24 protein-coding genes are annotated in these 23,924 nt (G+C 61.7%); 13 read left to right on the forward strand and 11 right to left on the reverse strand.

What is annotated here, in order from left to right; translation table 11 throughout:
- The first annotated feature begins 88 nt into the window (after window positions 1-88).
- Window positions 89-1,069 (forward strand): LysR family transcriptional regulator, encoded by a 981-nt coding sequence (locus FE263_RS18430; protein WP_138327502.1) that lies wholly within the window; start codon window positions 89-91, stop codon window positions 1,067-1,069.
- Window positions 1,070-1,974: 905 nt separating this feature from the next.
- Window positions 1,975-3,225, forward strand: coding sequence for a chloride channel protein (locus FE263_RS18435; RefSeq protein WP_171034206.1), 1,251 nt, complete (start codon window positions 1,975-1,977; stop codon window positions 3,223-3,225).
- 25 nt (window positions 3,226-3,250) lie between these two features.
- On the opposite strand, the gene FE263_RS18440 is transcribed toward FE263_RS18435, so the two are convergent.
- The gene (locus tag FE263_RS18440) at window positions 3,251-4,747 is read right to left on the reverse strand and encodes a trypsin-like peptidase domain-containing protein (protein WP_171034207.1); all 1,497 of its coding nucleotides are present in this window, start codon (window positions 4,745-4,747) and stop codon (window positions 3,251-3,253) included.
- Window positions 4,748-5,104: 357 nt separating this feature from the next.
- On the opposite strand from FE263_RS18440, the gene FE263_RS18445 reads away from it, so the two are divergent.
- Window positions 5,105-6,310, forward strand: a complete 1,206-nt coding sequence (locus tag FE263_RS18445; RefSeq protein ID WP_138327505.1) for a PAS domain-containing protein — start codon at window positions 5,105-5,107, stop codon at window positions 6,308-6,310.
- A gap of 262 nt (window positions 6,311-6,572) precedes the next feature.
- On the opposite strand, the gene FE263_RS18450 is transcribed toward FE263_RS18445, so the two are convergent.
- On the reverse strand, window positions 6,573-6,809 hold the full coding sequence (locus tag FE263_RS18450; RefSeq protein WP_138327506.1) for a hypothetical protein: 237 nt from the start codon (window positions 6,807-6,809) through the stop codon (window positions 6,573-6,575).
- Between the two features lie 493 nt (window positions 6,810-7,302).
- Between FE263_RS18450 and FE263_RS18455 the strand changes: the two genes are divergently transcribed.
- A complete protein-coding gene (locus FE263_RS18455; protein ID WP_138327507.1) occupies window positions 7,303-7,770 on the forward strand; it encodes a hypothetical protein in 468 nt (155 codons plus the stop codon).
- Between the two features lie 96 nt (window positions 7,771-7,866).
- On the opposite strand, the gene FE263_RS18460 is transcribed toward FE263_RS18455, so the two are convergent.
- Genes FE263_RS18460 through FE263_RS22665 form a run of 4 tightly spaced genes read right to left on the reverse strand, consistent with a single transcriptional unit; the run spans window position 7,867 to window position 9,837 of the window.
- Complete coding sequence (locus tag FE263_RS18460; protein WP_138327508.1) at window positions 7,867-8,760, reverse strand: segregation and condensation protein A; 894 nt, start codon at window positions 8,758-8,760, stop codon at window positions 7,867-7,869.
- Window positions 8,757-9,302, reverse strand: a complete 546-nt coding sequence (locus tag FE263_RS18465) for a hypothetical protein (protein ID WP_138327509.1) — start codon at window positions 9,300-9,302, stop codon at window positions 8,757-8,759. The genes FE263_RS18460 and FE263_RS18465 overlap by 4 nt, the downstream gene beginning before the upstream one ends.
- Window positions 9,281-9,691 carry a DDE-type integrase/transposase/recombinase gene (locus FE263_RS22660; protein ID WP_338086744.1) on the reverse strand — a complete coding sequence of 137 codons (411 nt, stop codon included), beginning with the start codon at window positions 9,689-9,691 and terminating at the stop codon, window positions 9,281-9,283. The genes FE263_RS18465 and FE263_RS22660 overlap by 22 nt, the downstream gene beginning before the upstream one ends.
- A complete protein-coding gene (locus tag FE263_RS22665; protein ID WP_240759903.1) occupies window positions 9,586-9,837 on the reverse strand; it encodes a hypothetical protein in 252 nt (83 codons plus the stop codon). The genes FE263_RS22660 and FE263_RS22665 overlap by 106 nt, the downstream gene beginning before the upstream one ends.
- A gap of 227 nt (window positions 9,838-10,064) precedes the next feature.
- Here FE263_RS22665 and FE263_RS18475 point away from each other — a divergent pair, with 227 nt between their 5' ends.
- On the forward strand, window positions 10,065-10,262 hold the full coding sequence (locus FE263_RS18475) for a hypothetical protein (RefSeq protein ID WP_171034208.1): 198 nt from the start codon (window positions 10,065-10,067) through the stop codon (window positions 10,260-10,262).
- Window positions 10,263-10,879: 617 nt separating this feature from the next.
- Here FE263_RS18475 and FE263_RS18480 read toward each other — a convergent pair.
- The gene (locus FE263_RS18480; protein WP_171034209.1) at window positions 10,880-12,283 is read right to left on the reverse strand and encodes a sugar porter family MFS transporter; all 1,404 of its coding nucleotides are present in this window, start codon (window positions 12,281-12,283) and stop codon (window positions 10,880-10,882) included.
- Between the two features lie 32 nt (window positions 12,284-12,315).
- Window positions 12,316-12,666, reverse strand: coding sequence for an SPFH domain-containing protein (locus FE263_RS18485; protein WP_138327513.1), 351 nt, complete (start codon window positions 12,664-12,666; stop codon window positions 12,316-12,318).
- Between the two features lie 428 nt (window positions 12,667-13,094).
- On the opposite strand from FE263_RS18485, the gene FE263_RS18490 reads away from it, so the two are divergent.
- From FE263_RS18490 to FE263_RS18505, 4 genes are all read left to right on the forward strand, one after another.
- The gene (locus FE263_RS18490) at window positions 13,095-13,400 is read left to right on the forward strand and encodes an ATP-dependent Clp protease adaptor ClpS (RefSeq protein ID WP_138327514.1); all 306 of its coding nucleotides are present in this window, start codon (window positions 13,095-13,097) and stop codon (window positions 13,398-13,400) included.
- Between the two features lie 18 nt (window positions 13,401-13,418).
- Window positions 13,419-14,519, forward strand: a complete 1,101-nt coding sequence (locus FE263_RS18495) for a site-specific integrase (RefSeq protein WP_138327515.1) — start codon at window positions 13,419-13,421, stop codon at window positions 14,517-14,519.
- A gap of 531 nt (window positions 14,520-15,050) precedes the next feature.
- Window positions 15,051-15,377, forward strand: a complete 327-nt coding sequence (locus FE263_RS18500) for a hypothetical protein (RefSeq protein WP_138327516.1) — start codon at window positions 15,051-15,053, stop codon at window positions 15,375-15,377.
- A gap of 648 nt (window positions 15,378-16,025) precedes the next feature.
- Window positions 16,026-16,556, forward strand: a complete 531-nt coding sequence (locus FE263_RS18505) for a nucleoside/nucleotide kinase family protein (protein ID WP_138327517.1) — start codon at window positions 16,026-16,028, stop codon at window positions 16,554-16,556.
- A 488-nt stretch (window positions 16,557-17,044) separates the two neighbouring features.
- Here the strand turns inward: FE263_RS18505 and FE263_RS18510 are convergent, their stop codons facing one another.
- Window positions 17,045-17,371: a hypothetical protein gene (locus tag FE263_RS18510; RefSeq protein ID WP_138327518.1), complete on the reverse strand. Its 327-nt coding sequence runs from the start codon at window positions 17,369-17,371 to the stop codon at window positions 17,045-17,047.
- A 242-nt stretch (window positions 17,372-17,613) separates the two neighbouring features.
- On the opposite strand from FE263_RS18510, the gene FE263_RS18515 reads away from it, so the two are divergent.
- Window positions 17,614-18,315, forward strand: a complete 702-nt coding sequence (locus FE263_RS18515) for a ParA family protein (RefSeq protein ID WP_171034210.1) — start codon at window positions 17,614-17,616, stop codon at window positions 18,313-18,315.
- Between the two features lie 457 nt (window positions 18,316-18,772).
- Here FE263_RS18515 and FE263_RS18520 read toward each other — a convergent pair whose 3' ends face one another.
- On the reverse strand, window positions 18,773-19,819 hold the full coding sequence (locus tag FE263_RS18520) for a replication protein RepA (protein ID WP_138327520.1): 1,047 nt from the start codon (window positions 19,817-19,819) through the stop codon (window positions 18,773-18,775).
- Window positions 19,820-20,626: 807 nt separating this feature from the next.
- Between FE263_RS18520 and FE263_RS18525 the strand changes: the two genes are divergently transcribed.
- The 3 genes from FE263_RS18525 to FE263_RS18535 all read left to right on the forward strand — a co-directional run bounded on the left by FE263_RS18525 (window position 20,627) and on the right by FE263_RS18535 (window position 23,317).
- Window positions 20,627-21,052 (forward strand): type II toxin-antitoxin system VapC family toxin, encoded by a 426-nt coding sequence (locus tag FE263_RS18525; protein WP_138327521.1) that lies wholly within the window; start codon window positions 20,627-20,629, stop codon window positions 21,050-21,052.
- Between the two features lie 680 nt (window positions 21,053-21,732).
- Window positions 21,733-22,146: a hypothetical protein gene (locus FE263_RS18530; protein ID WP_138327522.1), complete on the forward strand. Its 414-nt coding sequence runs from the start codon at window positions 21,733-21,735 to the stop codon at window positions 22,144-22,146.
- Between the two features lie 226 nt (window positions 22,147-22,372).
- Window positions 22,373-23,317 (forward strand): ArdC family protein, encoded by a 945-nt coding sequence (locus FE263_RS18535; protein ID WP_138327523.1) that lies wholly within the window; start codon window positions 22,373-22,375, stop codon window positions 23,315-23,317.
- Between the two features lie 59 nt (window positions 23,318-23,376).
- Here FE263_RS18535 and FE263_RS18540 read toward each other — a convergent pair whose 3' ends face one another.
- Window positions 23,377-23,853, reverse strand: a complete 477-nt coding sequence (locus tag FE263_RS18540; RefSeq protein WP_171034211.1) for a conjugal transfer protein TraD — start codon at window positions 23,851-23,853, stop codon at window positions 23,377-23,379.
- Window positions 23,854-23,924 lie beyond the last annotated feature (71 nt).

Below are 23,924 nucleotides of genomic sequence, written 5' to 3' on the forward strand. Positions count from 1 at the left end.
AAAGTCGAGCGCAATCGGAAGATTACAATGTGGTGCAAGCGTGACCGTATCAAGAATACTTTCTTATTGCCGTCTCGGCGATGACGGCATGAAAGCTTTGATGCGGCCCGAGCCTTCTCTCAACGAACTTGCGGCGCTGATTACCATAATCGAGCATCGAAGCCTTAGAAGAGCCTCGGAGGCTACCGGTATCTCGCGAGTAGCTCTGAACCAGCTAGTGCTAAGGCTTGAGGACACTCTGGGTGCTCAACTCTTTAAAAGGTCACGGCAGAGTATCACTCTCACCGAGCCTGGCGCTCGTCTAGTTGCAAACATCCAGCCACTGCTGCAGGACTTTGCGGCCAATCTAAGAGGGTTGCTTGAGACACCGGTTAATGCAGCAACGCAGCTCAGGATCGCTACAGATAAAGACACTGCGAGCCTTCTAATGCGGGGGGTCATTCAAAAATATCTAGCCCACGATCCGGATAGGCGGGTGCAACTGATTTCTTATAATGAGGGGTCCGGTCCAGTCCCGGTCGATGTTGATGCCATCATCGGCATCGGCATGAGGCGTCCTGAAGGAATGACTGCCGTAGAGCTTGGAGCACATCTGCGATACGCGGCAGTCGCATCTCCTTCCTATATGGTAGGTCAAACCACATCGACCGATCCATATAGTCTCAACTCCCATCGTTGCATTGGTGTTTTGCTACCTAACGGCGACTCACGCCCCTGGAGGTTCAACAAACTGGGTAAAAGGATTTCTGTCGAGATTCAGCCGGTGTTGGCCCTTCCCGACGACGACTTTGCACTTCAAGCAGCGGTCGATGGTCTAGGTGTCGCCTACATTCTGCAGGCTCATGCTCAAAACTACCTTGATGAAAAACGTCTGATCTTACCCTTTCCGGGTTGGAACTTCCCCGCTCCCAATATGATGATGTTTTGCAATGCCGAACCTGCAGACCCATCCCCGCTCTCGGAGTTCGTCAAGGTCCTGAAAAAGGTCACCCGAAAGGATGTTTCAGGTCACCGCTCCAGCGTTCAACCAACGGCTGATAAGCTTCATCTGACCCCGGATGAGCGTTGACAGCTGCCGAGATAGAAAATGTATAGTAGATGGACAGACTTGCTTTTGAGCCTTGTTTACGCCGTGATCATCGCGCTGGTTGTGTCCGTGGTAGTCTTCATGACCTACCGGTCAGTCGAAACCCATAGAGGTTCAAGGACTGGAACCTCAGTCGGCCTATGGAAGACAACGCCGTAGAGAGAGGCACACGAAAAATACGTTAGATACTTAAGTGTTGGATGCACTCCGGCTACAAGTCCCGGACTTTCTACAGGTATAACTCAAGCCCTCGCTGCCGCGGCTCATTTTGTGGCATTGTCCTCCATCACCCCGTTCGGGAGAACACCTGTGAGCGGCGGATTCCCGCTGCTCAGTTCTTCCTGCGTTATGTGGTGGGGCTGCTAGCTGCTACAACTTGCTAGCCCGACAATCGCTAAAATGATGGCGACCATAAAGAACGACTTCATAATTTTGAGCTCCAAGGTTTGAGGCAGGGTGGCGTAGCGCCGCTCGTCGCGCGGGGTGATGTGTAAGTTACTCACGTCGATCGACAAGGCGTTGCGGCAATATCTAGCTGTGACACAGAACCGCGGGTTGCGGTTCTTTGACTGCTTTTCTTCATCTGAAACTGACCTGGAAGCAGCTCAAGGCTGCACTCAAGTTATTGCTCGAACCTTACACGCTTTCGGTCTCCATGGATCTCCGCACTTGATAAAACCGTTTTTAGTCTGCATTTGGAGCGGAGCCATCAGTTTGACTTTTCTCGTGTGCCCGGTTGATGCACGGAAACGTTGTGCGAAGCATCCGGGCCACAGGGCCCTCACAGAACGAATGGTAGCCGCTGGCTCGTGATGTCACCTATCCTCGCGGAACGGAACGCCGTTGGCTTCTGGCTTGCTGTTCTGCTCACCGGCGTAGGAACAGGCTTGGGCGCAGCTGCGCTGACTGAGCTCCTACAACTGGTGCAACACGCCGCCTGGTCCGGCAATGGTACCGACCTGCTAGACGCCGCGGCAACGACGGCGCCATGGAGGCACGTCGTCATATTGGTGGGCGCCGGGCTGCTGACTGGGGCCGGTCAGCTTCTCCTGGGGAGGCTTTCAGCGGCGAACAGCATCGACATCACCGCCGCCATCTGGTTCCACGCAGGCCGCCTTCCTGCGCTCAGGACCCTTGGAAGTGCCGTCCTGTCCATCCTCGTCGTCGGCATGGGAGCGTCGCTCGGGCGCGAGGGCGCTCCAAAGCAAACCGGGGCCGTCATCGCCAATGAGCTCTCAGAGACGATGCAGTTGGCCGATGACCAGCGCCGTCTACTGGTCGCCTGTTGCGCCGGTGCCGGGATGGCCGCGGCTTATGGGGTGCCGCTTGGGGGCGCCCTCTTCGCTCTCGAGGTATTGCGAGGAGAGCTGGCACTCCGTTTCGTGCTGCCTGCGCTGCTCACGTCACTCGTTGCGACGGGTGTTTCCTGGGGGTTCCTACCGGACGCGACTACCTACCAAATCCCATCATATGCCGGAACGCTGAGTGTCACGGCCTGGGCGGTGCTCGCCGGTCCCATCATTGGCGTCTTCTCGGTGGGCTACGTCCGCGCCGTCGCTTGGGCCGACCATCACCGGCCGAAGGGGCCGTGGCGTCTGGCGGCGCCTGGCTTGGCGCTGGGGGCTGTAGGAGCCGCCTCTATCCCTTTCCCACAGCTGCTCGGAAATGGGCGAGACATTGCGCAGCTGGCTTTCACCGGCCAAGTCGCCCCACTGCTTCTGGTGTCCCTGCTCGTACTCAGGCCGATCGCAACGCTCATCTGCCTGGGCAGTGGAACACCAGGCGGCTTGTTCACGCCGACTTTGGCAATCGGGGCTCTCCTGGGCGGTGTGCTTGGGGTTCCACTGTCATATGTCGGGCCGAGCGGGTCATCGGGCTTGTTCGCCGTCCTTGGCGCCGCCGCATTACTCGCGGCAACCACTCAAGGCCCACTCTCGGCGATTGTGCTCATGATGGAGCTGACCGGCCATGCCCGCGCTTTTATCGTGCCTCTGCTACTCATAGTTTCGATTGCGACGCTCGTAGCCCGAACCATCGAGCCGCGCTCAATCTATGACGCCCGCCTGACGGACGCAGAGGTCTTCAAGCGCCAGCGTAACCGTGACCCGCAAAGCGGGACTCAGGCAGATCCGACCTGAGAACCCTTTTGCGCAAGCGGAAGACTCAGCCTTGCTTCCCAGGTGGTTTCAGAGCGACGAAGCCAACCTGGCCGCCATGTTCGATGCGCAGCGCTAATGGGCTGGCTCGTGTCTCATCCCTGTCCCCGAGAGCGGACTGTATAACTTGCGCCGCTGTGGCGAGCGTATCGACGTTACTAAGGCCGACACCAAGCAAGAGATCTCCCGCCTCAAGGCCGACAAGATCTGCCGCCGAACCCATTTGTACATGAGCAATCACGACACCTCCGGCTTCGGCGGTATTTCCAACCCGGCCTCCTACCCCCGGTGCGAGCTCCTGCAGCGTGAGGCCAAGGATGGGGATATCGAGCGCTCGCGCACTGGGAGTACCGATCACTCCCCGGTGCAGCTCCGTCAGGCTTGGCGTGACGACCACCTGCTGGCCGCCACGCCAGACTTTGAGTGATGGTCTGCTGCCCGGCTCCATGTTGGCCACGGTGACGGCAAGATCGTGTGGATCGCCAATCCCGCGACCATCAAACATCTCGATGATGTCGCCGGGCCGTAGGTCTGCCGCAGCAGCCGGACTTCCTGCCTCTATGCTCGTCACCAGAGCACCAGGAACTGGTCCAGTCGACGGAACAGGAACACCCAGGGCGGTCGCAAGAGCCGGTGTGATCGTCTGTGACGAGATGCCGAGGTAGGCGCGAGTAACATGGCCGGTCCGCAGGATCTGCGAAACGACGCTGCGCACGGTGTCAGCCGGTATGGCAAAGCCGATGCCAATACTGCCGCCGCTCGGGGACAGAATGACCGAGTTGACGCCGATCACCTTTCCATCTGGTGTGAATAATGGACCCCCGGAGCTTCCTCGGTTGATAGGTGCATCTATCTGGATGAAGTTGTCATAGGGCTCGCCGCCGATGTCCCGTCCGTTTGCCGACACGATCCCCGCGGTGACCGTGCCTCCCAGTCCGTAGGGGTTGCCGACCGCCACGACCCACTGGCCGGGCTGCACCTTCGCAGAATCTCCAAGGACGATATAATCGAGGCTTCGACCCGCATTTACACGAAGGACGGCAAGGTCCGTATGACTGTCATGCCCGACAATCCTGGCTGGCAGCTCGGTTCCGTCCGAGAGAGTGACGGTGATCTCCGTTGCGTTTCTTACGACATGATAGTTGGTGACGATGGTCCCGTCGTCCCTGATGAGGAAGCCAGATCCTTTGGACTCCATGGCTTCGACAGGGGTGGCATTCCGAGGTGGTTGAGACTGGTCGTCTCCTGGTGCAGGTGTTTCCCCGGGGCCAGGATGCACAGGCGGCGCCTTTCCGGAGCTACCGCTTTCACCGCGACTGCCATCGTCGCCCATGATCTTGCTACTGACCGATACCACCCCGGTCTCGACCGATTTTACCAGACGAACGAAGTCAGGAAGCTGCAAAGAAGATGCCGGAGCTAAAGCGTGACCTTCTCGCGCGGTGGCAGGAAGTGCCCAGGCGGTTCCGTTCATTAGCAGAGCGCCGGTCAGGCTGAGTGTCATTCCCAAGCTGACGCGCCATTTTCCGGAAGACCATGGAGGCTTCGCGGTAAGCGCTATTCGCCATGCGGATGCCATGCCGCAACTCCCCAACCTCTGGGCCACAGCTTGCAGGCCAAGCTAAGGCCTTTTGCACCACCCGCCACGTGGCGGCCTCGTTCGGACGGAAAACATCCTTCGATAGCAGACATGTCAGGTCAGGCTCGTAAAAAGTATTTTAAGCGCAGGACCCGAAGCATTGGGTCAGCGGCGGCGCCAGCAGCGAAACTAGGACCTCTAGCGCCACAGGGGACTACCGTTCCTCGCGGCACGATCCGAATAGGGGCAGTTCCGCATTTTCGATCGATAGGTTAAGCTCTCTTGCCTTCAATCATCACCATAAGCTGGGACAAGATGCCTGATACGCACGACCTGAACCCGGAGGACGGGAGCCCGCGACACTATATCTCCGGCGGTCGCAACGTCGTTGCTCCAGATGGCTCCCCGACTGGTGCTACCGACATCTTCTTTGCCGCCGTACAGATGAGCCGTATGCCAATGGTGCTGACCGATCCGCACCAGCCGGACGACCCGATCATCTTCTGCAACCATGCATTTGAGCTTCTGACTGGCTGCACTCAGGAAGAAATACTGGGTCGCAATTGCCGCTTCTTGCAGGGCGATGCGACTGATCCAAATACTGTTGTAGAAATCCGTCGTTCGCTATGTGCCGGACGTGATGTCCATTTGGAGATGCTGAATTATCGTAAAGACGGTTCCACGTTCTGGAACGCCCTTTTCATCAGTCCGGTGGTCGATACCTCAGGCAAGCTTGTCTACCACTTCGCCAGCCAGATTGACGTGAGCCGCCGCCGGGAAGCTGAAGCGGTGATGCAGCAGGCACAGCGCATGGAGACCCTGGGCGCGATGGCGTCCAGCCTTGCGAATGAGTTCAACAACCTCATGACCATCGTGCTTGCCAACCTTGAGCGTCTTGCGGCGGAACAGCGTCCCGATCGTCGGGCTCAACAGATCGAGCGTGCCGCCTGGGGAGCGAGCCGTGCGGCAAAGCTGACAGACCAGATGCTGTCGTTCGCCCATCGGCAATATCACGACGATCAGATGATCGACGTGAACGAGACGCTCACGAACTGTGATGGCATCCTCGACCAGATGGCTAGACCACTCGCCGAAGTTCGCCTGGATCTTGCTCCGGTAAGGCTGACAACTTCGCTCGATGCGAGTCAGCTTGAGATGGCGGTGCTCAACCTAATCCGGAACGCCGCCGACGCTGGGCCGCCCGGCAGCAAGATTACGATCTGCACGCGCCAGCGTCATTTTGATGAGCAAGGCGACATCCCAGCCATAGAAATCGCTTTTATCGATCAGGGCTCTGGCATGGACCCGGACGTAGCTCTCCGGGCAACCGAACCCTTCTTCACCACAAAGCAACCAGGCAGGGGAACGGGCCTCGGTCTTTCCATGGTTAAGGGCTTCGTTGAGCAGTCGAACGGCAGGTTGGAGATCGAGACCAAGGAAGGCCTTGGTACGACGATCCGGCTGATCTTTCGGGAGGCGGCTGCCTGAGCAACCTCTCCGTAACTGGCCGCGTGTAAGATCTTGGCGATTGGCTGTCAGATGCAGCACACTGAGCTTATCCTGGCGCACTGTCACGATCAGGCCGGCTCGTGTAGCGAGAGCCCCATGGCATCGAATGATATCGGATGACCTGCAGCGCGGGGTGGTCCCAAAGTCAGCCGCTTCCGTTGAGAACGGATGCACCGCCGGCGCAGCTTCTGTAGGTTCCCGATGGAGCCGCGACCATTGCTAAGGCGGCTACCGGCTCCACCTAACGCACATACGCGGACCCTGTGGCTGCAAGTCTATCAACCGCTAGTTTGATCCCGGAATGCCGGTGTTGGATGTAGAGCCGGTCGAGACAGAACCTCATGGCGATGTATACGGTGATTGCCTGTGCGTCGGCATTGCCGGGCGCGAGACCGTCCGCGCGCTCCACCAGCTTCGCGATCGCGTCGACCGACATATCAACAAGCGCAGCGGGCGTAATCAGGTCCGCGTCATTCATCGCGAGAACGCACCAGCAGCGGCACGCTTAACGGCGCGATCACCGTCAAGCACACCATCGGCGCCTCCATAATGTGCTCATGATCATCGCCGGTAGATTACACTTACGCCTGTTCTTGCCGGATCAGCGGTGCGATGGGGCATCTGATCGCGCCAACGGCAATTCATTCAGGATGAACCTGTCGGCCGTGCTGCGTTACGCGATCGGGATCGTCAGATGGTGCACCTGTAGCACCTTCGGTGCCGGCCTGTGCCATCCCGGCTCCATCTGCGACGCAACGCGGGTCGATTAGACCACGAGAGGCGGCAGATGTTGTGTCGTCCAATCAACTCGCGCAAGTTATGGCGCCCTATAGGAGTAGAATGCGATGGCAAGAATTGCCTCTGCCAGAACGAGCACGTCAGGAGCAAGTCGCCGCAAGCCCGGGCGGCCCAAGGGGTCGACCAACAAGGGCTTCACGGGTTCAAGGGAGCCTGCCACTGAGGCCACGACGATGAAGCGCAAGCCGGGCCGCCCGAAGGGGTCGACGAACAAAGTGGCGGTCCAGTCGAAGCCATCATCACGGTCATCCCAGCAGACGCCGAGGGCCACCGTGGCGAAAGCTACAAAGCCGGTGCGTCGTGCGGCACCCGCCGTGCGCGCAGATGCGGTGCCGAAGGTGAGCAAGGATGAGCTACGCACTCAGGTGCAGAAGCTGACGGCCTCCGTCGCAACACTGCGTGCGAAGCTGCGGGAGGCAACCAAGGCGGCAAAGCTCGCCGTGGCCCGGAGTGCCGATCTGGAGGAGCAGGTGGCGCAGCATGAGCGGAATGCAGGGCCGGAGCAAAGCAAGGTAAGGAAAATCACGCGTGCCAAAGGCACCAGAGGCAAAACGACCCGTCCTGACTCTGGCGACGCGGTTTCTCCGGGCGGTGCGGTCGAGGGATTGCTCCCGGTTGACGACGAGGCGGAGGCGGCGTGAGAGGATTCCAAGCATCATCTCGGCGTCGATAAGAGCTGGATCCCGCCCAACCTGGTCGCCCTTTTTGATGAAGGGCGGCTGGGTCGCAGCCTAGCGCTACGAGAGCGTCGGTGGCGTCCGCGGACGCTCGTGACAACCCCCTGAATCGTGGCGGCTGACCAGAATCGCCTGCCACGCTGCCTCCTGATCCAGCGTCAGCTGACCGTCACGGGCAAGTTCCAAGCTAGCAGCAAACGTACTTGCCAGGGCGGACCGGGCGCGGAAGCCGCCCACCTCCTCCAGCTTCAGGTCCGGCAGAAAGGACGTCAGCGCACTGGCATCCGGCAGCACCGCCAGCCGCTCGCGGATGCGGGCGATCGACCCCGGCACCGGCCATAGCGTGCGCGGCGGCAGCCGATAGGCCTCTGCCAGCTGGTCCGGCAGCGCCAGGGCCACCAGACAAGCCCGCATCATCTCAGCGAGATCCCCGCCCTCCCCCGGTGCGCCCGCACCCCCCACCTCCGCCCTGCCCCGTGCCCAGACTTGCAGACCAAGCTGCTGCCGACGCTCGAGCCAGTCGGCGGCGGCCTGGATGTGGCGCCGGCTGAGCAGCTGCCGCCGCAACTCGTCCGCCTCACGGATGGCGGCCTGCGCCTCCGGCGCGCTGGTCGGCAGGATCAGCCGCGCGCGTAGTTGGGTTAGCGTCGCCGCCATCACCAGCCAGTCTGCCCAGCGCGACAGCGACGACGCCGCCTGTTGGATCCTACCCTGCTGCAGCGCCTGCTCCAGGGCCGTGGCAAAGGCCTCGACCAGCGCCACGATCGACAGCTGCGACAGGTCGAGACGGTGTGTCCGCACCAGCTCGAGCAGCCAGTCGAGCGGCCCCTCGAAGCCCTTCACCGACAGCACCGGCGCCTCGCTCTCCCGCCGGAGTGCACGCGGCGGCTGGTCCCAATCGATCTCATTGATCGAGCCGGTTTCCACTGCCAGCGGCACGACGCTGTCGGTCATGCCGCCTGGCCGTAGAGCGGCCGGGTCTCGAAGCGCAGCTGCGGCCAAGTGTGCGCAATCGCCGACAGCGCCCGCCACGGTGTCCAGTCCGCCGACCAGAAGCCGAGCCGCCACATGGTCTCGGCCGCCTTCTGGTCACGCGGCTCTCCGAGCACAACGACATGCCGCAGGGCCTGGGTGGTGCCCCAGTGCTGCCAGAGCCAGGCCAGCGCCTGCGGATGGTCCGGCCCAAGCACCAGAATGCTGCCGGGCACCGGCCGCAGCGCATACAGATCGAACAGGCAAGCCCGGCTGCGCCCGACCTGCGCCACCGCCAGCCCATGCCGCCGTTCCGACGCCTCACGCAGCTGCTGCGCCAGGATCCGGGCTCCCTGTGCGCTTAGGCTGCGGGACGCCCCTCCCATCAGCCGGTGGAACCAGTCCTCCTGCAGCTGCTCGAAGTCGATCTGCCACGGGATTATCCCGGCACCAGCCGCCTCCGTGCGGAAGCGCATCAGCGCCTCCACCGGCCCGCTGATCGTCAGCCGGTGCCGCGCATACATCGGATCCGCCCCTTGATGCCGCAATGGTCCTGTTCAAGGCGATTGTTCAGGTAGGCACTCGTTCGATGCCGGACCGTCTTGCCCAGCACGCTGCCGATCGCTCTCGGATAGGAGCCATGGCCAGCCGTTGTCACGCGGCTTGGCCGGAAACCCATGGTCGCCCGGGCCGAGCGGAAGAACGCCTTGGCCGCCCTCATGTCGCGGTGCGCGCTGAGCATCGCGTCGACTAGGTTTCCGTCCGAATCGATCGCTCGATAAAGGTAGGTCCAGCGGCCGCGGACCTTTAGATAGGTTTCATCGACATACCAGCTCGTGCCGGGTGTGCGGCGCGTGCCGCGCCAGCGCTTACGCAGCTCGTCGCCATGACCGGCAGCAGCTTTGTCTCCCAGCCGCGGACGGCCCCGTGGCTCACCCCAATCCCACGTAGCGCCATGATCTCGCTCAGGTCGCGCAGGGTCAATCTGTAACGCAGCCGGCAGAACACCACGAAGGCGATGATGTCGCTGGGCGGGCAGGTCCGGTTCAGCACGCCCAAGCTGCGATCGTTGAACTGCCGCCCGCAGGCCCGGCAGCGAAAGCTACGATAGCGACCGTCTTCGACCCTCTAGAGACGGTATGGGCTTCCCACTACGGTGCCGTCGCGATCTCAGCGCACTTGCGCCGCACTTACTGGTCACAAGGAGGGTAGCGCCTTGAACCTCGCGGGAACGCGAAGCAACAAAGGCGGGAGGATCAGCTAACGCACTAGCTGACAGCCGAGGCTTGGCCATGCCGGACTATCGAGTGCTGATCCTTGATCAGGAGGTCAGGGTACTAGCCTTCGAAACCTTCAACGCTGACGATGATCAGCTTGCTTGGAAGCATGTCCGCATGTGTTTCACGGCCGCCTATGCAGTGGAGCTGTGGTGCGGGACGCGCAGGGTCGATCTCATCGGGCAGCAGGTCAGCCGCGGTGCTTAACGCTGACTGACGCCTCAGTTGTTGCCCTTGAGCCCGCCCATCGCACGATGGAGCTTGTCGACATCAAACGGCCTCACGACGAGGGGACATTTAGGGACTGGCCGTCCAACCCCTGCCCAAAACCTGTCGCAAACATCACTGGGACGCCGCCTGCCGTCAGTAGGCTAGCGGTCGGCACGTATGCAGCCTCATAATCTCGCGCACCTGGCGCATCGTCGTCCTCTCCGCTGGCATCGGTTGCTCCTCACAAGAGCGACCCTAAACAGCGAGCTGGAGCAAGCTGGATGAGGCCGGTTGGCTCGTTCGATCGGATTTCGATATCTCGTAGCACGCCTGGGGCCGAGCCTGCGTCATCTTTGGTTGGATGGAGGCGGTTACGGCCTTGGCCGTCATCTCGGCCAGGTATGGTGCGGGCAAGGTTCGCTCGCCAGCGCACTTAACATGTGCGGTATTGGCCCTGCCCAGCAGCGTAGCGAGGGCACACAGTCAGCCTCCAACCCGTGACACCTGAGGTCGAATGATCTCCTTGGCTATCGCGAAAAAAGCCCAATAAGTGCGCTGCACGACGTGATCTTGCTGGCGATGCAAGGCCTGACGCGGATTGACCATCTAGCTCGCTACGCGGCGCGTTTGGTTCTGCCGTGTTTCCATAGCTGCTGCATCTGCTCGAGCGATCGGCCCTTGGTCTCCGGGATGGCATAGAAGACCCAAATCCAGCCAATCACGCAGAACAATCCGAACAGCCAGAAGGTGAATGAATTACCGAGCACGTTGATCAGCGACAGGAACACTTGGCTGACGATGAACGCAGAAGCCCAGTTGACAGCGGTCGCGACTGCAACCGCCCGGCCCCGGATGTGGCCGGGGAAAATCTCGTTGATGACCGTCCAGACCACCGGTCCCAACGAGAACGCGAAGCAGGCGATGAACACGACCAACGCCGCCAGCGTCACGATCCCCGCTGTGCTCGTAGTAGCTGAATGCGCAGTGCTGACGCTTATCATGAACTCGAAGGCAGCTCCGACGACGGCAAGACTTAGGGCCATGCCCACCAACCCAGCGAGCAGCAGCTTGCGCCGTCCCAGCTGGTCTATGAAGGCAATGGCAATGAATGTGGCGGCCACGTTGACCCCACCCACCGCCCAGGTTGTCACCGTCGTTTGAGCTGCCTGCGTCGTGAAGCCGGCCGCCTGAAATATCTGGTCGGCATAGTAGATGATGGCGTTGATGCCGGTGATTTGTTGGAACACGGCGAGGCCGACGCCAACCAACAACGGACGACGCCACTCGGGACCGAACACCTCGGCCCATGACGCCCGGCCGCTATCGTGCGTTAGCGCCGCCGCAATCGCGTCGAGGTTCGGACTGGGGTCTACGCCGGGGTGTATCTTCTGCAATTGGGTGACGGCATCGGCCCGACGTCCCATCCGGATCAGCCATCTCGGCGACTGCGGCGCCAACAGCGCGACGGCGACAAGCATCAGGCCTGGTGCCGCAGACAAGCCCAGCATCCAGCGCCAGGCCCCGACTTTGGACAGCCAACCATCGACAAGATAGGCGGCGAAGATACCGCCGGCCACTGCGAGCTGGTAGGCGGAGATGAAGCGTCCGCGCAGCGCCGTAGGCGCCAGCTCTGCGGCGTATAGCGGCGCAGCCACGGCCGCGATGCCGACTCCTAATCCCACGATCAGCCGCCCACCGACCAGAACTATAGTGTCGGGAGCCAGCGCTTCCACGAGCGACCCCAGGGTGAAGACCAAGCCGGCGATTAGCACTGCTCGCTGGCGCCCCAGGCGGTCGGCCAGTTCGCCTCCCAACAGCGCACCAAACAACGCGCCGAGCGTGACCCAGCTGGTGACCACCTCCACCAACAGCGCGCTCAGTGAGAATTCTGCCTTGATGCTGGTCAGGGCACCGGAGACGACGCCCTGGTCGTAGCCGAACAACGCCCCCGATAGCAGAATGACAGCCAGAACCACGGCAAGCCATGGCGTGATGGTGGCAGCGCCGACGAGCTTCACATCTGGGGCGCCCGCCAAGTCCTAATTGGCGTTCATGCGCCGATCGCCTGGCGGTAGCTGGCAATGTTGATGGCGGCGGCACGCGAGTCCGTCATCTGCCAGAGCCCGGTGGCGTCCACGCCGACGGCCATGGTGACCTTGGTCAGCGCCTGCTCGGCGGTGATGGTATTGGTCTCCACCCGCATGTCGATGACAAACGCCACCTCGTCGACCAGCGGAATGACAAAGAACAACCCTGGGCCTTTTAGACCGCGGAAGCGGCCGAGCCGCAGCACGACATCACGCTTCCATTCCTGCATCACCCGCACTTTGCGCAGGAGGAGAAATAGCACAATGACCATGGCAATGATGGGGACGGCCAGCCTGGAGAGCTCTGGAATCATGCCGCGACGATAGCACGTTCAGCGCCGCCCCTCCCCGCAGAGACGGAGGGCAGCAGCGTCGCGATCGGCACGTCCACTTCGGCAAGTCTCGCGAAGGTCAGGCGCGTCCCGGACCGAGTGCCTTCAGCTCGCCGACATGCCGCTCAACGATGCGATGCGTCTCAGCGGCAAAGGTTGGCGCGTCCCACTCGCTCTGCGGCTCGGCCGTTACTGATGCGTGCCCGCCCTCCCCGCATCAGCTTCTACGGGATGGCCGAAGTCTGCGGCCTCCCCTCAATTGAGGCAAGTCTGGCTAAGGCGTGGTAAAGGTACGTGCCACTACATATGCCCGATAATTACGCTTGTCGTGCATACAGTGGAACGGCTAGCCTGGAGCCCGAAATCTCGCCCAACCGCCGGATCCCCGGCCTCCGGAAGCGCCCCGCCCGATGCCCGAGACCATCGCCCTGCCGCCGATCCAGCTCGAGACCAAAACCAAGCGGCCGCCGCTGCATAAGGTGATGCTGGTCAACGACGACGTCTCGCCGTGCGCGTTCGTGGTCCTGGTGCTGAAAGCGGTGTTTCGTATGGACGAGGGACAGGCCAGCCGCGTGATGATGACCGCGCACCAGCGGGGCGCCTGCGTGGTGGCGGTCTTCACCCAGGAGGTCGCGGAGGAAAAGGCGACGCTGGCCACCGACATGGCGCGCAAGCGGGACTTTCCGTTGTTGTTCACCACCGAGCCGGAGGACTAGGCCCGGAAGGCCCGCCCGATGCTCGATGACGTCTCGATACCCCTGCTGCCGGTGCGGCTGCCGCAGCCGGCGCCGGTCGGGCACCCGCCGGCGCTGATCCAGGCCTGGTTCGACCACATCGTCGACGCCGTGGTGCCCACGGCCGACGGCAGCCTGCCGACCGCCCGGCGCGCTGCCGACGCCTATGCCCGCCGCGCCAAGGCCGACAACACCCGGCGTGCCTATCGGGCCGGGGTACGCGCCTGGTGCGACTGGTGCGACCGCCACACCCTGCCCTGCCTGCCGGGACGTGCTGTCGACGTGGTGGCCTTCCTGGCGGCCGAGCGCGGACGCGGCCTGAGCGTCAACACCATCGACCTGCGCCGGTCGGCGATCCGCTACCTGCACTACGTAGCCGGTCTGCCGGTGCCGACGGCGGAAGCGCAGGTCACCGAAACGCTGGCGGGCATCCATCGCGAGGCGGCAGACCACGGCCAGGTCCCGGTGCAGAAGCTCGCCGCCACCGCCTCGATCCTGCACGAGATCCTGGCGCTGATCCCGGATGACCTGGCGGGACTGCGCGATCGGGCGCTGATCCTGGTGGGCTTTGCCGGCGCCCTGCGACGTTCGGAGCTGGCGGCGATCCGGGTCGAGCACTGCACGTCGCGCGAGCGCGGCATCAGCCTCACCCTGCCGCGCTCCAAGAGCGAGCGTGCGGGCAAGGCGGTGACCGTGGCGCTGCCTTATGGCACCACCAGCCTGTGTCCGGTGCGGGCGCTGCGACGCTGGCAGGAGGCCGCCGGGATCAGCGAAGGCGCGTTGTTCCGCAGGCTGTATCTGCCGCCAACCCGGCACGAGCGCGGTGCTGGAGCCCGGCCGGGTCTGGTCGTGGGGTTCGAGGCGCTAGATCCCGGCTCGATCGCACGCATCCTCAAGCGACGCGCTGCTGCCGCCGGCTTTGATCCTGAGCTGGTCTCCGGCCACAGCCTGAAGCGCGGCGCGCTGACCACCGGGATGGAGCGCGGTGTGCACCCGACCCGGCTCAAGCAGCTCGGGCGGCATAGGAGCTATGCCGTGCTCGACACGTATCTCGCGCTGGGGGATCCGTTCGAGGGGCATCCGCTGAACGGGGTGATCTGATTACCCTCAGCAACACTCCAAGAGGAGCTAGAGGCTCCTCAACACACATGATCAGAACCCCCTCTTCGGCAGGACTGCGTTGGCAGGTGTGGACCGTCTATCCAGACGGCCTGCCGTCTGTTTCCGGCTCTACAAGCCGCGGCCGCATGAGCGCCACCTCAGCCATTGCCACCGCCCATGAGGTGATCGACGCGCTGCTGACACAAGATGGAGCGGCAGCAGACTAGCTACAGGTTAACGGCACCTGTCTTGCAGTGGATGGCCGCTGGCACAGGAGGGGTAACAATGAACGGAATTAATGAGAACCAGCTAAAGATCACGTGCGGCGGTTGCAAGATCCCACTGCTGATGACCATTCGAATGTCGCAATATTGGGCTAGGCAACAGCGAGGTTGAGACAGCACGATGCCCAGAGTGCGAGTTCGAGATAAGCGCTCGGTGCTTCGGTTTTGACCTGCGGCCGGCGCAGTTTCGTAATGTGGCGTTAGTGTCCTATGACGCTCATGTCCAGAGGCACCGAGGAGAGGTTAGATGAGCAAGCGGATTGATGACGTGTGGCGGGTGCTGGACCTCCACGATGTGACGGTCGAGCCGGTAGAAGCCGCCTCTGGTGCGATGGGCGAGTTCTTGGGTATGCACGCGGCCGTAGTCGGTACGCGCATCGCTGAGCAGCTCCTTGCGAAGGGTGTCGTGACGGTAGAGACCGCTGCTCAAGCTATCCGAACCTTCCACGTCGATGACGCCAAGGACAAGCCCCCGCAAACAGCTTACGCAGCGGATCGTCTGCTCGTAGGGCTTGCAACCGCCTTACCGACTCCGTCGGTGATGGTCGCACGACTATCAGCACGCGGTCTGTAGAGGGTCTCATCCTACTCGTGTGGGTGGTTGACCAGGTCAGAGCCAAGCTCGATGAACGTCGGGCCGCATAGGCACCACATCGTCTACCCCTTACCGTCATATGACACTCGGGTGATAGGACATCGTTACCTTACGACAAGAGGAACGCCAACACGACCGAACAAGACCTTTGAGACGCTCGAGCTTTCATGGATGACCGACGGGTCTCGCCATCGACACGTGTCCAGGTGCTCGACCTGCTTGCGGCAGATACCCCCTGCCCCAACTACTTTGAGGTGTATGAGGCCGCAGGTCATATCATCAGGTTAGGCCTGACTGTAGCCCCGGCCGAGGTCGCCGCCATCCTCGATGACCTCCTGGACATCCGGGTGCAAGAACACCGTACTACATCGCCGAACTATTTGCCGCGGTCCTGGCCACGGCCATGTCGACGGTCTCCTGGAGGTCGGCAAATGTGGTGACCGTCGCACACCTAGTGCGTCCGCACATCGTAGTGATGACTAGCTCAGCGGCTACTTCATTGTTGCCATACGACACTTGTTCTGGAGGGCACTACGACGCGCTGGATGGTGTCGCGGCAGGGCCATGATAATTGCGGGCTGCGTTCCCTTCCCCGCTTAAAGAGCTCTCGGGCTCACAGGAAATACAATGATGTCCGATAGGTGGATTAACCCGAATGATATTGTCATACCGTCATATGACGGTATGACCCAAAGACGTAACGACGGTGATGTCATGGCGCGGCAGCGTGTTGCCCTGGTGCTCGTGTCGCCGTCCGGCGGCGGCAAGACGACAATTATGAGGCGCCTTATGCCGACCGAGGACAACCTGGTGGCCGGTGTATCGATGACAACCCGGCGGCCGAGACCCGGTGAGCTGGACGCCGTCGACTACACCTTCCGGACGCAGGAGAAGTTTGACCATGTCGCGCGACATGAAGGCATGCTCGAGAACGCAACAATACACGGGCACTCATACGGCATCCCCAGGGTGCCTGTGGAGGCCGCGCTGGCGGCAGGCATCGGCCTAGCGTTTGCAATCGATTGGCAAGGCCACCGTCTTTTGAAGCGAGCGCTGCCTGGTGACGTGGTGGGCCGCTACCTAACGCCACCATCCGTCGAAGAGCTCGACCGCAGGCTCCGCATGCGCGGTGATGCCGATGAGGTTATCCGAGCTTGAATGGCATGCGCTCGCGACGAGCTGGCACACCAGGCCAGCGTCGAGTTTCGGTGATCATCAATCTCAACGTCGCCGAAGCGATCGAGCGCGTGCGATTGGTGCTGCATGAAGCCCGCAGGAAGCGACTACAGGCGGGGTAGGGCAGGGGGGCCTAGCAAATGCTTTGGTGTGGTTTCAATGCTCTAGCTGCTTCCTGCCATATGACGATAGCATGTTGCGACGCTATGACATCAAGACTTTAGGGCATGATGGCGCCATGCGTAGCTGATCCCCAGGTGGTAGTGGCGGAATACATTCGCGTTAGAGTCAGATAAAGACACTAACTGGCGCTAACCGGGCGGGGCTTTCGGAACATTGCGAAATGTGTGCGGGCATGCCGTCGTATGACACTAGGATAGATGCATCACAGTGTCGCAATATGCAGTGACGGCCGTGTCATATGATAAATCAGCTACCACCGTTTCACAACGTTGCGAAAGTCATGCTTGTCATTCTTCAGCGGGTAAGCGGATAGCTCGTCTGATGATGACAGGCACATGAGCGGGCCTATCTGCTATCTTGAGCCTGCGCCGAGATGCCCGACGAGCTGAGGCCTTACCCTCGACTTTCTTGAGGGCGGCCTTCTCCCGGAGCTTAGCGGGCCGGTACTTTTTCGCGTCGTACTCGTCGATGCGCTCGAGAGCAGGCTGCACCCCTCCACGACACTCAAGGGTTTTAGCGAGCGCCCAATCGTGTGCGGCCAGCGCTGCTACTGCCTCGCGGAACGCCGTCGCCAAAGCCAGCTGTTGCTGGTTCACGGTGTCCCGGTGGTCCACCTGTCGCTCAATGCTAGTCTGCGAGCGAAACCCGAACTTGCTCGGTCGACCGATTTTGGCGCTTGGCTTCTAATCGGTTTCTGACATCGGCACCTCCTGTCTGAGCTACCGACCTGTCGCAACAGTCGTCAAGCGCCATTGCGTCAAAGTGTCCTATGACACCGGGACCCTATGACATAGAGACGTGTTGACGATGCGACTATAGTAGTGCGATGACGTATGACACCCGAGGATTTATGACGATGCAAATTATCAGCGTAGTCGCCCGGAAAGGCGGCACGGGCAAATCGACAGCTTGCCGAGCGCTTGCTGTAGAGGCGCTGCAAGCTGGACTCAAGACAGCTATCATCGACACCGACCCGCAGGGAACCTGCCTTCGCTGGTCGCAGCGGCGCGCTTCTATGGAAATCCACGCTCCGCATGTAGAAGCGGCAGGACCTAACCTGACCTCACAAGCGAAGACCCTTGAGGGCAGGGGGGTAGACATCCTATTTATCGATACCCCGCCGACAGCGCTTCCGGTTGTCAGTTCGGCTCTGCTTCTTTCGACAGCGGCGCTCATCGTGACCAGGCCGAGCATGGACGATCTCGAGAGTGTGCAAGAGACCGTCCGCGTCGCGTCGGCGCAGGGCAGACCATTTGGGGTATGCCTGTGGCAAACGCCACCCGACAAGCGCGTGCGTATCGTGAGCCTCGCGGTCCAGGCGCTCACTGATCTGGTTGGCACCGAGGCTATTTGCCCAACGACGGTATCCTCTTCAGTTAGTTATCAATACGCCTATGCTGAGAGCTTTACTGTCCAAGAGCGCGAGCCGCACGGCCGGGCAAGAGCGGAGTTGGCAGACGTCTGGTCGTGGTTGCAGCGGAGAAAGCTAGTCGCCCTCACGTCCTATGACACCAACGTCAAAGCGTCTCCGCGTCCGAGGAAAAGAGCTTCGGTATGAGCCGCCCCGTGAAGCCGAACGTAAGCTACCCGACGACTTTCGACCTGCGGCCCGCAGAGCCGGTCGCGCAGCCTGTCAACAGACGGGAGGTCGTGGACACCGGAGCAAGGTCGAGACGACCGCTTGAGGAGCTCAGCAAGCCGACTGTCGTCTACCTGCATCCTGACGGTAAGCGTGAGCTACGTCGGTGGGCAATCGAGCAGGATGTGAAAGTGCATGACCTGATGCTCGAAGCCCTGCAGGAGTGGGCCGAGCGCAGAGGCATTCAAACGACCTGGCGTGTCGAGCCTGCAGTTCAGCCGCGCAACCGTAGGGGCTGACCGGGTAATCCTCGGGCCACCAAGGATGTGATCATTGCCAGCCGAACGAACTCTTGAGGGTAGAGGGCTGTGATCTTTGCCAGCCGAGAATTCTCGAGGCTTCCGGGGATGTGATCATTGCCAGCCGCAGGAAAGTTTCAGGTCGCTTTCGTTGGTGGCGGCGATGGCCGAAGCAGCAGACCGTCGGCCCTGACCTCGACGCCATTCCTCGGATAGACGCTGAGAGCAGTGTAGAGCGGCGCCTCAAATTGCGGCTTGAAGTTCTTCATCTGGCCGACCCGAGCCCCGAATTGGCGCCGCAAACGCTCCCAGGGAACGTGGATTTCCTCCTGAAGTGCTGGCAGACGAAATGCCAGCCATAGATAGATGTCGATAGCCATCGCGCTGCCGGTCAGCTCGTGGAGGGCAGCTTTGTCGACGAGAACGGGGTGGGCACGCATTTCACGGAAGAAGGCGTCCGATAGGGTCACCTCTTCAATCATGCGACTCGCCGCCCGTGGGTCTGGGTTCTCCACATGCTTGTAGTCACGGACCAGCAACCCGTTGAATGTCCGGCTACTTTTGTCATTACCGAACCTGAACGAGACGCCGCAGGTTGCCAATCTCTCGAGCTGGTCGATGAGTCGGGCCGAGACCTGACCGCCGCGTTTCACACCCAAACGGGCCAGCAGGCTCGCCGCGGATGACCCCATCTCGATGACGGGAGAACCCGTTCGGGTGACTTCGGTCTGCATGTCGATGAGGAGGAGACGCGCCAGCATCCCACTCGGCACCCGTAGTGTCCTCGTCTGCCCGGCGTCATTTTCCATGAACCCTGGTTTGACGAGTAGTCGAGCGAAGCCGGTGTCGATGACCCAGGGGTCTCCAGGAGGCAGGTCTTTGTGTGGCAGGCCCGCGAGAGACCAAGCCGAGTAACTGTAGCCAGGAACCACGGCTCCTTCGGCCTCCCGGGTCAGCGCTGATAGCGCAGTGTCAGCAATATGCCGACCTCTTTCCGAAGAGAGGACTTTTGCGAGCGGTGGGGGACTGTCCTCAAGCATCAGCTTGTCAGCTTCCTGCACTGCCCCCAGGCTTCCGTGCTCCAGGACAACATCGTGCAGGCGAGACCTGCTGCCGAACAGCTCGGGCTGCTCCGCCACCTTCTTATCTTCCTGAGCCCTTTTTCTTTTCTTCAGCTCGACCATGGCCCACAGGCTGCGATCAAATGCGCCTTCCTGTCGATGTGAAGATTGCCAGCCGAATCGCTTTTAGCCGATGTGAACTTTGCCAGCCGTACAGCAATGGAAGGGAGAAGATTCCATTGTCTATTGTAAGAGGGCTGGCAATGTTCTCGGGATAACTTTGCAAGTCATTGAATTTGCGCGAAAGTCGTTCCAGGATTCAGGCTGGCAATGTTCACACGTGCGGGCAATAGGACCGGCTAGAACTAGGGTCCCTGTGGATAACTTCGGGCGCATAGGCTGGCAATGTTCACATCGACCCGGGGCTTTTAAAGGGCGATTTGACGAACCGAATCGGCATGGAAGCAGACGTGGTACTGGGCTTGCTGGCTGTCATAGGCTGCTGAAGTGGATCGCTTTTTCAGCGATCCAGCTCCTGCGCGGCTGGCAATGATCACATCGCGATGGCGACCCGGCGCAAGATCGGCTGGCAATGATCACATCGATGGCTGACCTCGACCGGCTGGCAATGATCACATCTAACGCCAGGTAGAGGGCAGTGCGTGCTGGCGCCAGTGCCGTGGGCACACCTATATAGATGAAATCACTGCTCGAGGTCATCATGTCAGCCATCCCTCAGCCGTCCGGGCCCCACCAGGCCGACTTCATCGAGGTCGAGGGCCACCGTGTTCAGCTTCCGCCACGTGATGAGGCGATCAGAGCGCGACATGCCGCACTTAAAGAGCTCAATGCATACCGCGTAAAGATGGCAGGCCGCTGGTCGGGGTCTTCGTCCGAGCTCTTGGCAGAGGCACGCGCAGACCGTCGCTGATGCGCCTGGTCATCGACTGCTCGGTAGCTATGAAATGGCTTATCGATGAAGACGGTAGCCAACTGGCACTTAGCATTCTCCGAACTGAGCATGAGCTTTTGTTACCGGACTTCTGGGCTGCCGAGGCGACAAGTGTCGTCTGGAAGCAGCACCGGCGAGGGCTAATAACCAAGGATGAGGCCGAATGGGGACTGCGGCTGCTCCTCGCTATGCCAAGGACCTCGACGCTCGACATGGGGCTCTATTGGAGGGCGCTTCGTATCGGCATGGAGACGGGACAGAGCACGTACGACACGCTCTATCTCGCGTTCGCTATTGTAGCGAACGCTGACAAGCTCATCGTTGCTGACGCCCGCTTTCTGCAGACGATGAGGAAGGATTATGGAGACTTGATGATGGCGCTAGAGGATTGGCCTGCCGCTTAGCAACTGATCACTGGCTGAGCTGTAGAAGGTCGTCTATGGCGTCATTCCGCCTGCCGCAACCGCTCTGCCACCCCTATTGCCTCTAGAAGGCAAAGTGCCATCCCGAAGTTCAGCAGAAAACGAGCTATATCCTATCTCGCCATCAGGCATCGCGGCACGGGGTTAGCTTCGACTTGTTCGAACAGCGACAACGAGTCACTTTCTGCAAGCTCGCCAAGTCCGCAGGATGACTGCTCATCTCCGCCGCACGACCACTGCGGCACTGTTGTGCCGCCAGCGGCTCTGCGACGAGATGCCGTGATGCTCCATAGCGGATGTAGAACCCGGCGACAGTTCGATGTCACGCCCAAGCCGAGACACCCGTGACAAGCTCATTGGGCAGCTTTTGCCGACATGCCAAGCCGGAAGGCAAAATCGACGTGGAAGAAGACCGCATTATCGTAACAGAGATGAGCAAACCGTAACGATGCGTGCAGAGGTGAGTGCCTCTGAATATCCGGGCGGCAGGCATAGTTAAGAATTCGCCAACGCAACTATATGCAGAACCGTAACGTCTCCCGAGTGCTTTGGCATCCGGCTGGCGGGTCCATCGGACCCTGTTTCAGCTGCGCGTACCCTGGTGGCGGGGTAATCCGCACTGAAGTTGCGCGCGACTTGGCTTGGATGGCTTGAGGCTTGCGATGACGGAGATCCAGAGACTGCGCCGGCTGCTGTCGGTCGAGCGTGCGCACCGCATGCAGCTTGAGAGTAACATCGAAATCCTGATCGAACTGCTGGCGGACACCAGGGAGCCGGCGATCAATACGCAGGCGAGCCTCAGGCACCTGCTGCGGGCGGTGCAGGCCGGTGGACGCCACGCACGGCAGCTCGACGTACGCTACCGTGCGGTCGTTCAAGAGCATGCAGGCCCGGTCGAAGCACTGCAGCGCAGCGAGGTGCCCGGGCTGCTTGGCGAGGCATCCAAGCTGAGCCTGCCTGGCTTCATCGAGTGGCTGTCGGAGCAGCGTCCGGACCTGGCGCAGGTCATCCGCGACGCGCGGGTCGGGCCTGATCCGGATCGCAATCCGAGCTGTGACGTTCTGCCAGGAGAGTAGGGCGGGCTTCGGTCATCGCCGCGGACGCGGCGGTGCGGGGGCCGAGAGGCGTTGCCTCTTCTCTCCCCCCAAGCGGCTTCCACCCAGCTTCCTGCGCCGGCGCTGCGCTTTGGCTGCGTGCAGCCGGGCCCCTGCGAAGCCACTTGTCCCCGTCCATCTCCACCGCTCGCGCGGCCCCGGGAAGCAGCGCGCCAGAAGGCGCTGCTTCGCAGCCAGGGGAAGACAGATGGACCAGACGATCACCGAGCGGACTGAGGCGCAGAGCCGGGCCGACATCTACCGGCGGATCACCGACAGCATCGTGGCGTCGATCGAGGCCGGGGCCGGCGCGTGGCGGATGCCCTGGCACAGTGGTGCCGATGGGGCAGCGCCGCTGCTACCGGTCAACCTGGCGACAGGACGAACCTACCGGGGTGTCAACACCGTGGTGCTGTGGGCGTCGGGACAGGCCAGATCGTATGGCAGTGCGGTGTGGGGGACGTATCGGCAGTGGCAGGAGCGCGGCGCCCAGGTGCGCAAGGGCGAGCAGGCCAGCCCCGTGGTGTTCTGGAAGGCCATGGACCGTTCCGGAGCGGAGGCCGGTTCCGAGGAGCAGGAGGATGCCCGTGGCAGCCGCCGGTTCGTCGCGCGTGGCTACAGCGTGTTCAACGCGGACCAGGTCGACGGCTTCGAGCAACCTACGCCCGTGCTGCTGCCGGAGACGCAGCGGATCGAGCGGGCCGAGCTGTTCTTCGACGGGGTCGGTGTGGTTGTCCGGCATGGCGGCAACCGGGCGTTCTACCGGCCGGTGCAGGACTGCATCCAGATGCCGCCGTTCGCGGCGTTCGCGGACGCGCTGTCGTACTACGCGGTGCTGGCGCATGAGGTGACGCACTGGACTGCGCATGCGAGCCGGTGTGCGCGGGATCTGGGCAGCCGGTTCGGTGACGAGAGCTATGCCGCGGAAGAGCTGGTGGCCGAGCTTGGTGCGGCCTTCCTGTGTGCCGATCTTGGTCTGGCTGTCACGCCTCGGCCGGATCATGCAGCCTACGTGCAGAGCTGGCTGAAGGTGCTGCGCGGCGATACCCGGGCGATCTTCACGGCCGCCGCCAAGGCGCAAGCGGCGGCGGACTTCATCCATGGACGAGTCGACCTGGCGCGCCGTGTAGAAGCAGATGGGGCGTCTACGTAGACCCCACGAGATTGGCGGCTTCCGAGCGATCGGCAGCCGCCAAGCTGGCGGCAGTCGGCTCAGGCGGCTGTGGCCGCGATGGCTGAGGCGGTGCCGCCGAAGCGTTCGGCGGTGGCCTCGGCGACATCCGGTGTTGCCAGCCCCTCCCAGTGCCGAAGGAACTTGTTGAAGCGAAAGCCGGACGCTCGGAGCACGGTCGTCGCCTCTTTCGGCAGCACGTCGGGGAATTTGAGGATAAAGCCGACGGTCTCCCGGGCCTTGGCCTTCGCTTCGCGATCGAAAGCCCGGCCGCCGACGATCGCCCACTTCTCGCACTGGGCCTTGTCGCTCGCCGCGTCCTGCAGCGAGAGCAGGGCCCCGTAGAGAGCGTTGGTATCCAGCTCGATCAGCCCGGTCTTCTCGAGCAGACCGCCGGCTTCGATCAGGCGGCGGGTGCGGGCTTTGCGTTCGTCGGCCTTGATCTTGGTTTCCTTCTCGGCAAGGCGGGCCTTGAGCTGCCTGTGCCGGTCGATGCGGTCGGTGATGGTCAGCGCCAAAATCTGCTCCGGGGTCTGGTCGTCGATCCCGAACCGTAAGACAGATTTTGAGACGCCGACAAGCTGCCCCT

The organism is Lichenicoccus roseus, assembly GCF_005844085.1.
In the GTDB taxonomy this organism is placed as follows: Bacteria; Pseudomonadota; Alphaproteobacteria; order Acetobacterales; family Acetobacteraceae; genus Lichenicoccus; species Lichenicoccus roseus.

Coding starts and splice junctions, on each gene's coding strand:
- FE263_RS18430 (WP_138327502.1), top strand. CDS start 89: ATGAAAGCTTTGATGCGGCCCGAGCCTTCTCTCAACGAACTTGCGGCG.
- FE263_RS18440 (WP_171034207.1), bottom strand. CDS start 4,747: ATGACACTCAGCCTGACCGGCGCTCTGCTAATGAACGGAACCGCCTGG.
- FE263_RS18450 (WP_138327506.1), bottom strand. CDS start 6,809: ATGAATGACGCGGACCTGATTACGCCCGCTGCGCTTGTTGATATGTCG.
- FE263_RS18455 (WP_138327507.1), top strand. CDS start 7,303: ATGAAGCGCAAGCCGGGCCGCCCGAAGGGGTCGACGAACAAAGTGGCG.
- FE263_RS18460 (WP_138327508.1), bottom strand. CDS start 8,760: ATGACCGACAGCGTCGTGCCGCTGGCAGTGGAAACCGGCTCGATCAAT.
- FE263_RS18465 (WP_138327509.1), bottom strand. CDS start 9,302: ATGTATGCGCGGCACCGGCTGACGATCAGCGGGCCGGTGGAGGCGCTG.
- FE263_RS18485 (WP_138327513.1), bottom strand. CDS start 12,666: ATGATTCCAGAGCTCTCCAGGCTGGCCGTCCCCATCATTGCCATGGTC.
- FE263_RS18490 (WP_138327514.1), top strand. CDS start 13,095: ATGCCCGAGACCATCGCCCTGCCGCCGATCCAGCTCGAGACCAAAACC.
- FE263_RS18495 (WP_138327515.1), top strand. CDS start 13,419: ATGCTCGATGACGTCTCGATACCCCTGCTGCCGGTGCGGCTGCCGCAG.
- FE263_RS18500 (WP_138327516.1), top strand. CDS start 15,051: ATGAGCAAGCGGATTGATGACGTGTGGCGGGTGCTGGACCTCCACGAT.
- FE263_RS18505 (WP_138327517.1), top strand. CDS start 16,026: ATGATGTCCGATAGGTGGATTAACCCGAATGATATTGTCATACCGTCA.
- FE263_RS18515 (WP_171034210.1), top strand. CDS start 17,614: ATGCAAATTATCAGCGTAGTCGCCCGGAAAGGCGGCACGGGCAAATCG.
- FE263_RS18520 (WP_138327520.1), bottom strand. CDS start 19,819: ATGGTCGAGCTGAAGAAAAGAAAAAGGGCTCAGGAAGATAAGAAGGTG.
- FE263_RS18525 (WP_138327521.1), top strand. CDS start 20,627: ATGCGCCTGGTCATCGACTGCTCGGTAGCTATGAAATGGCTTATCGAT.
- FE263_RS18530 (WP_138327522.1), top strand. CDS start 21,733: ATGACGGAGATCCAGAGACTGCGCCGGCTGCTGTCGGTCGAGCGTGCG.
- FE263_RS18535 (WP_138327523.1), top strand. CDS start 22,373: ATGGACCAGACGATCACCGAGCGGACTGAGGCGCAGAGCCGGGCCGAC.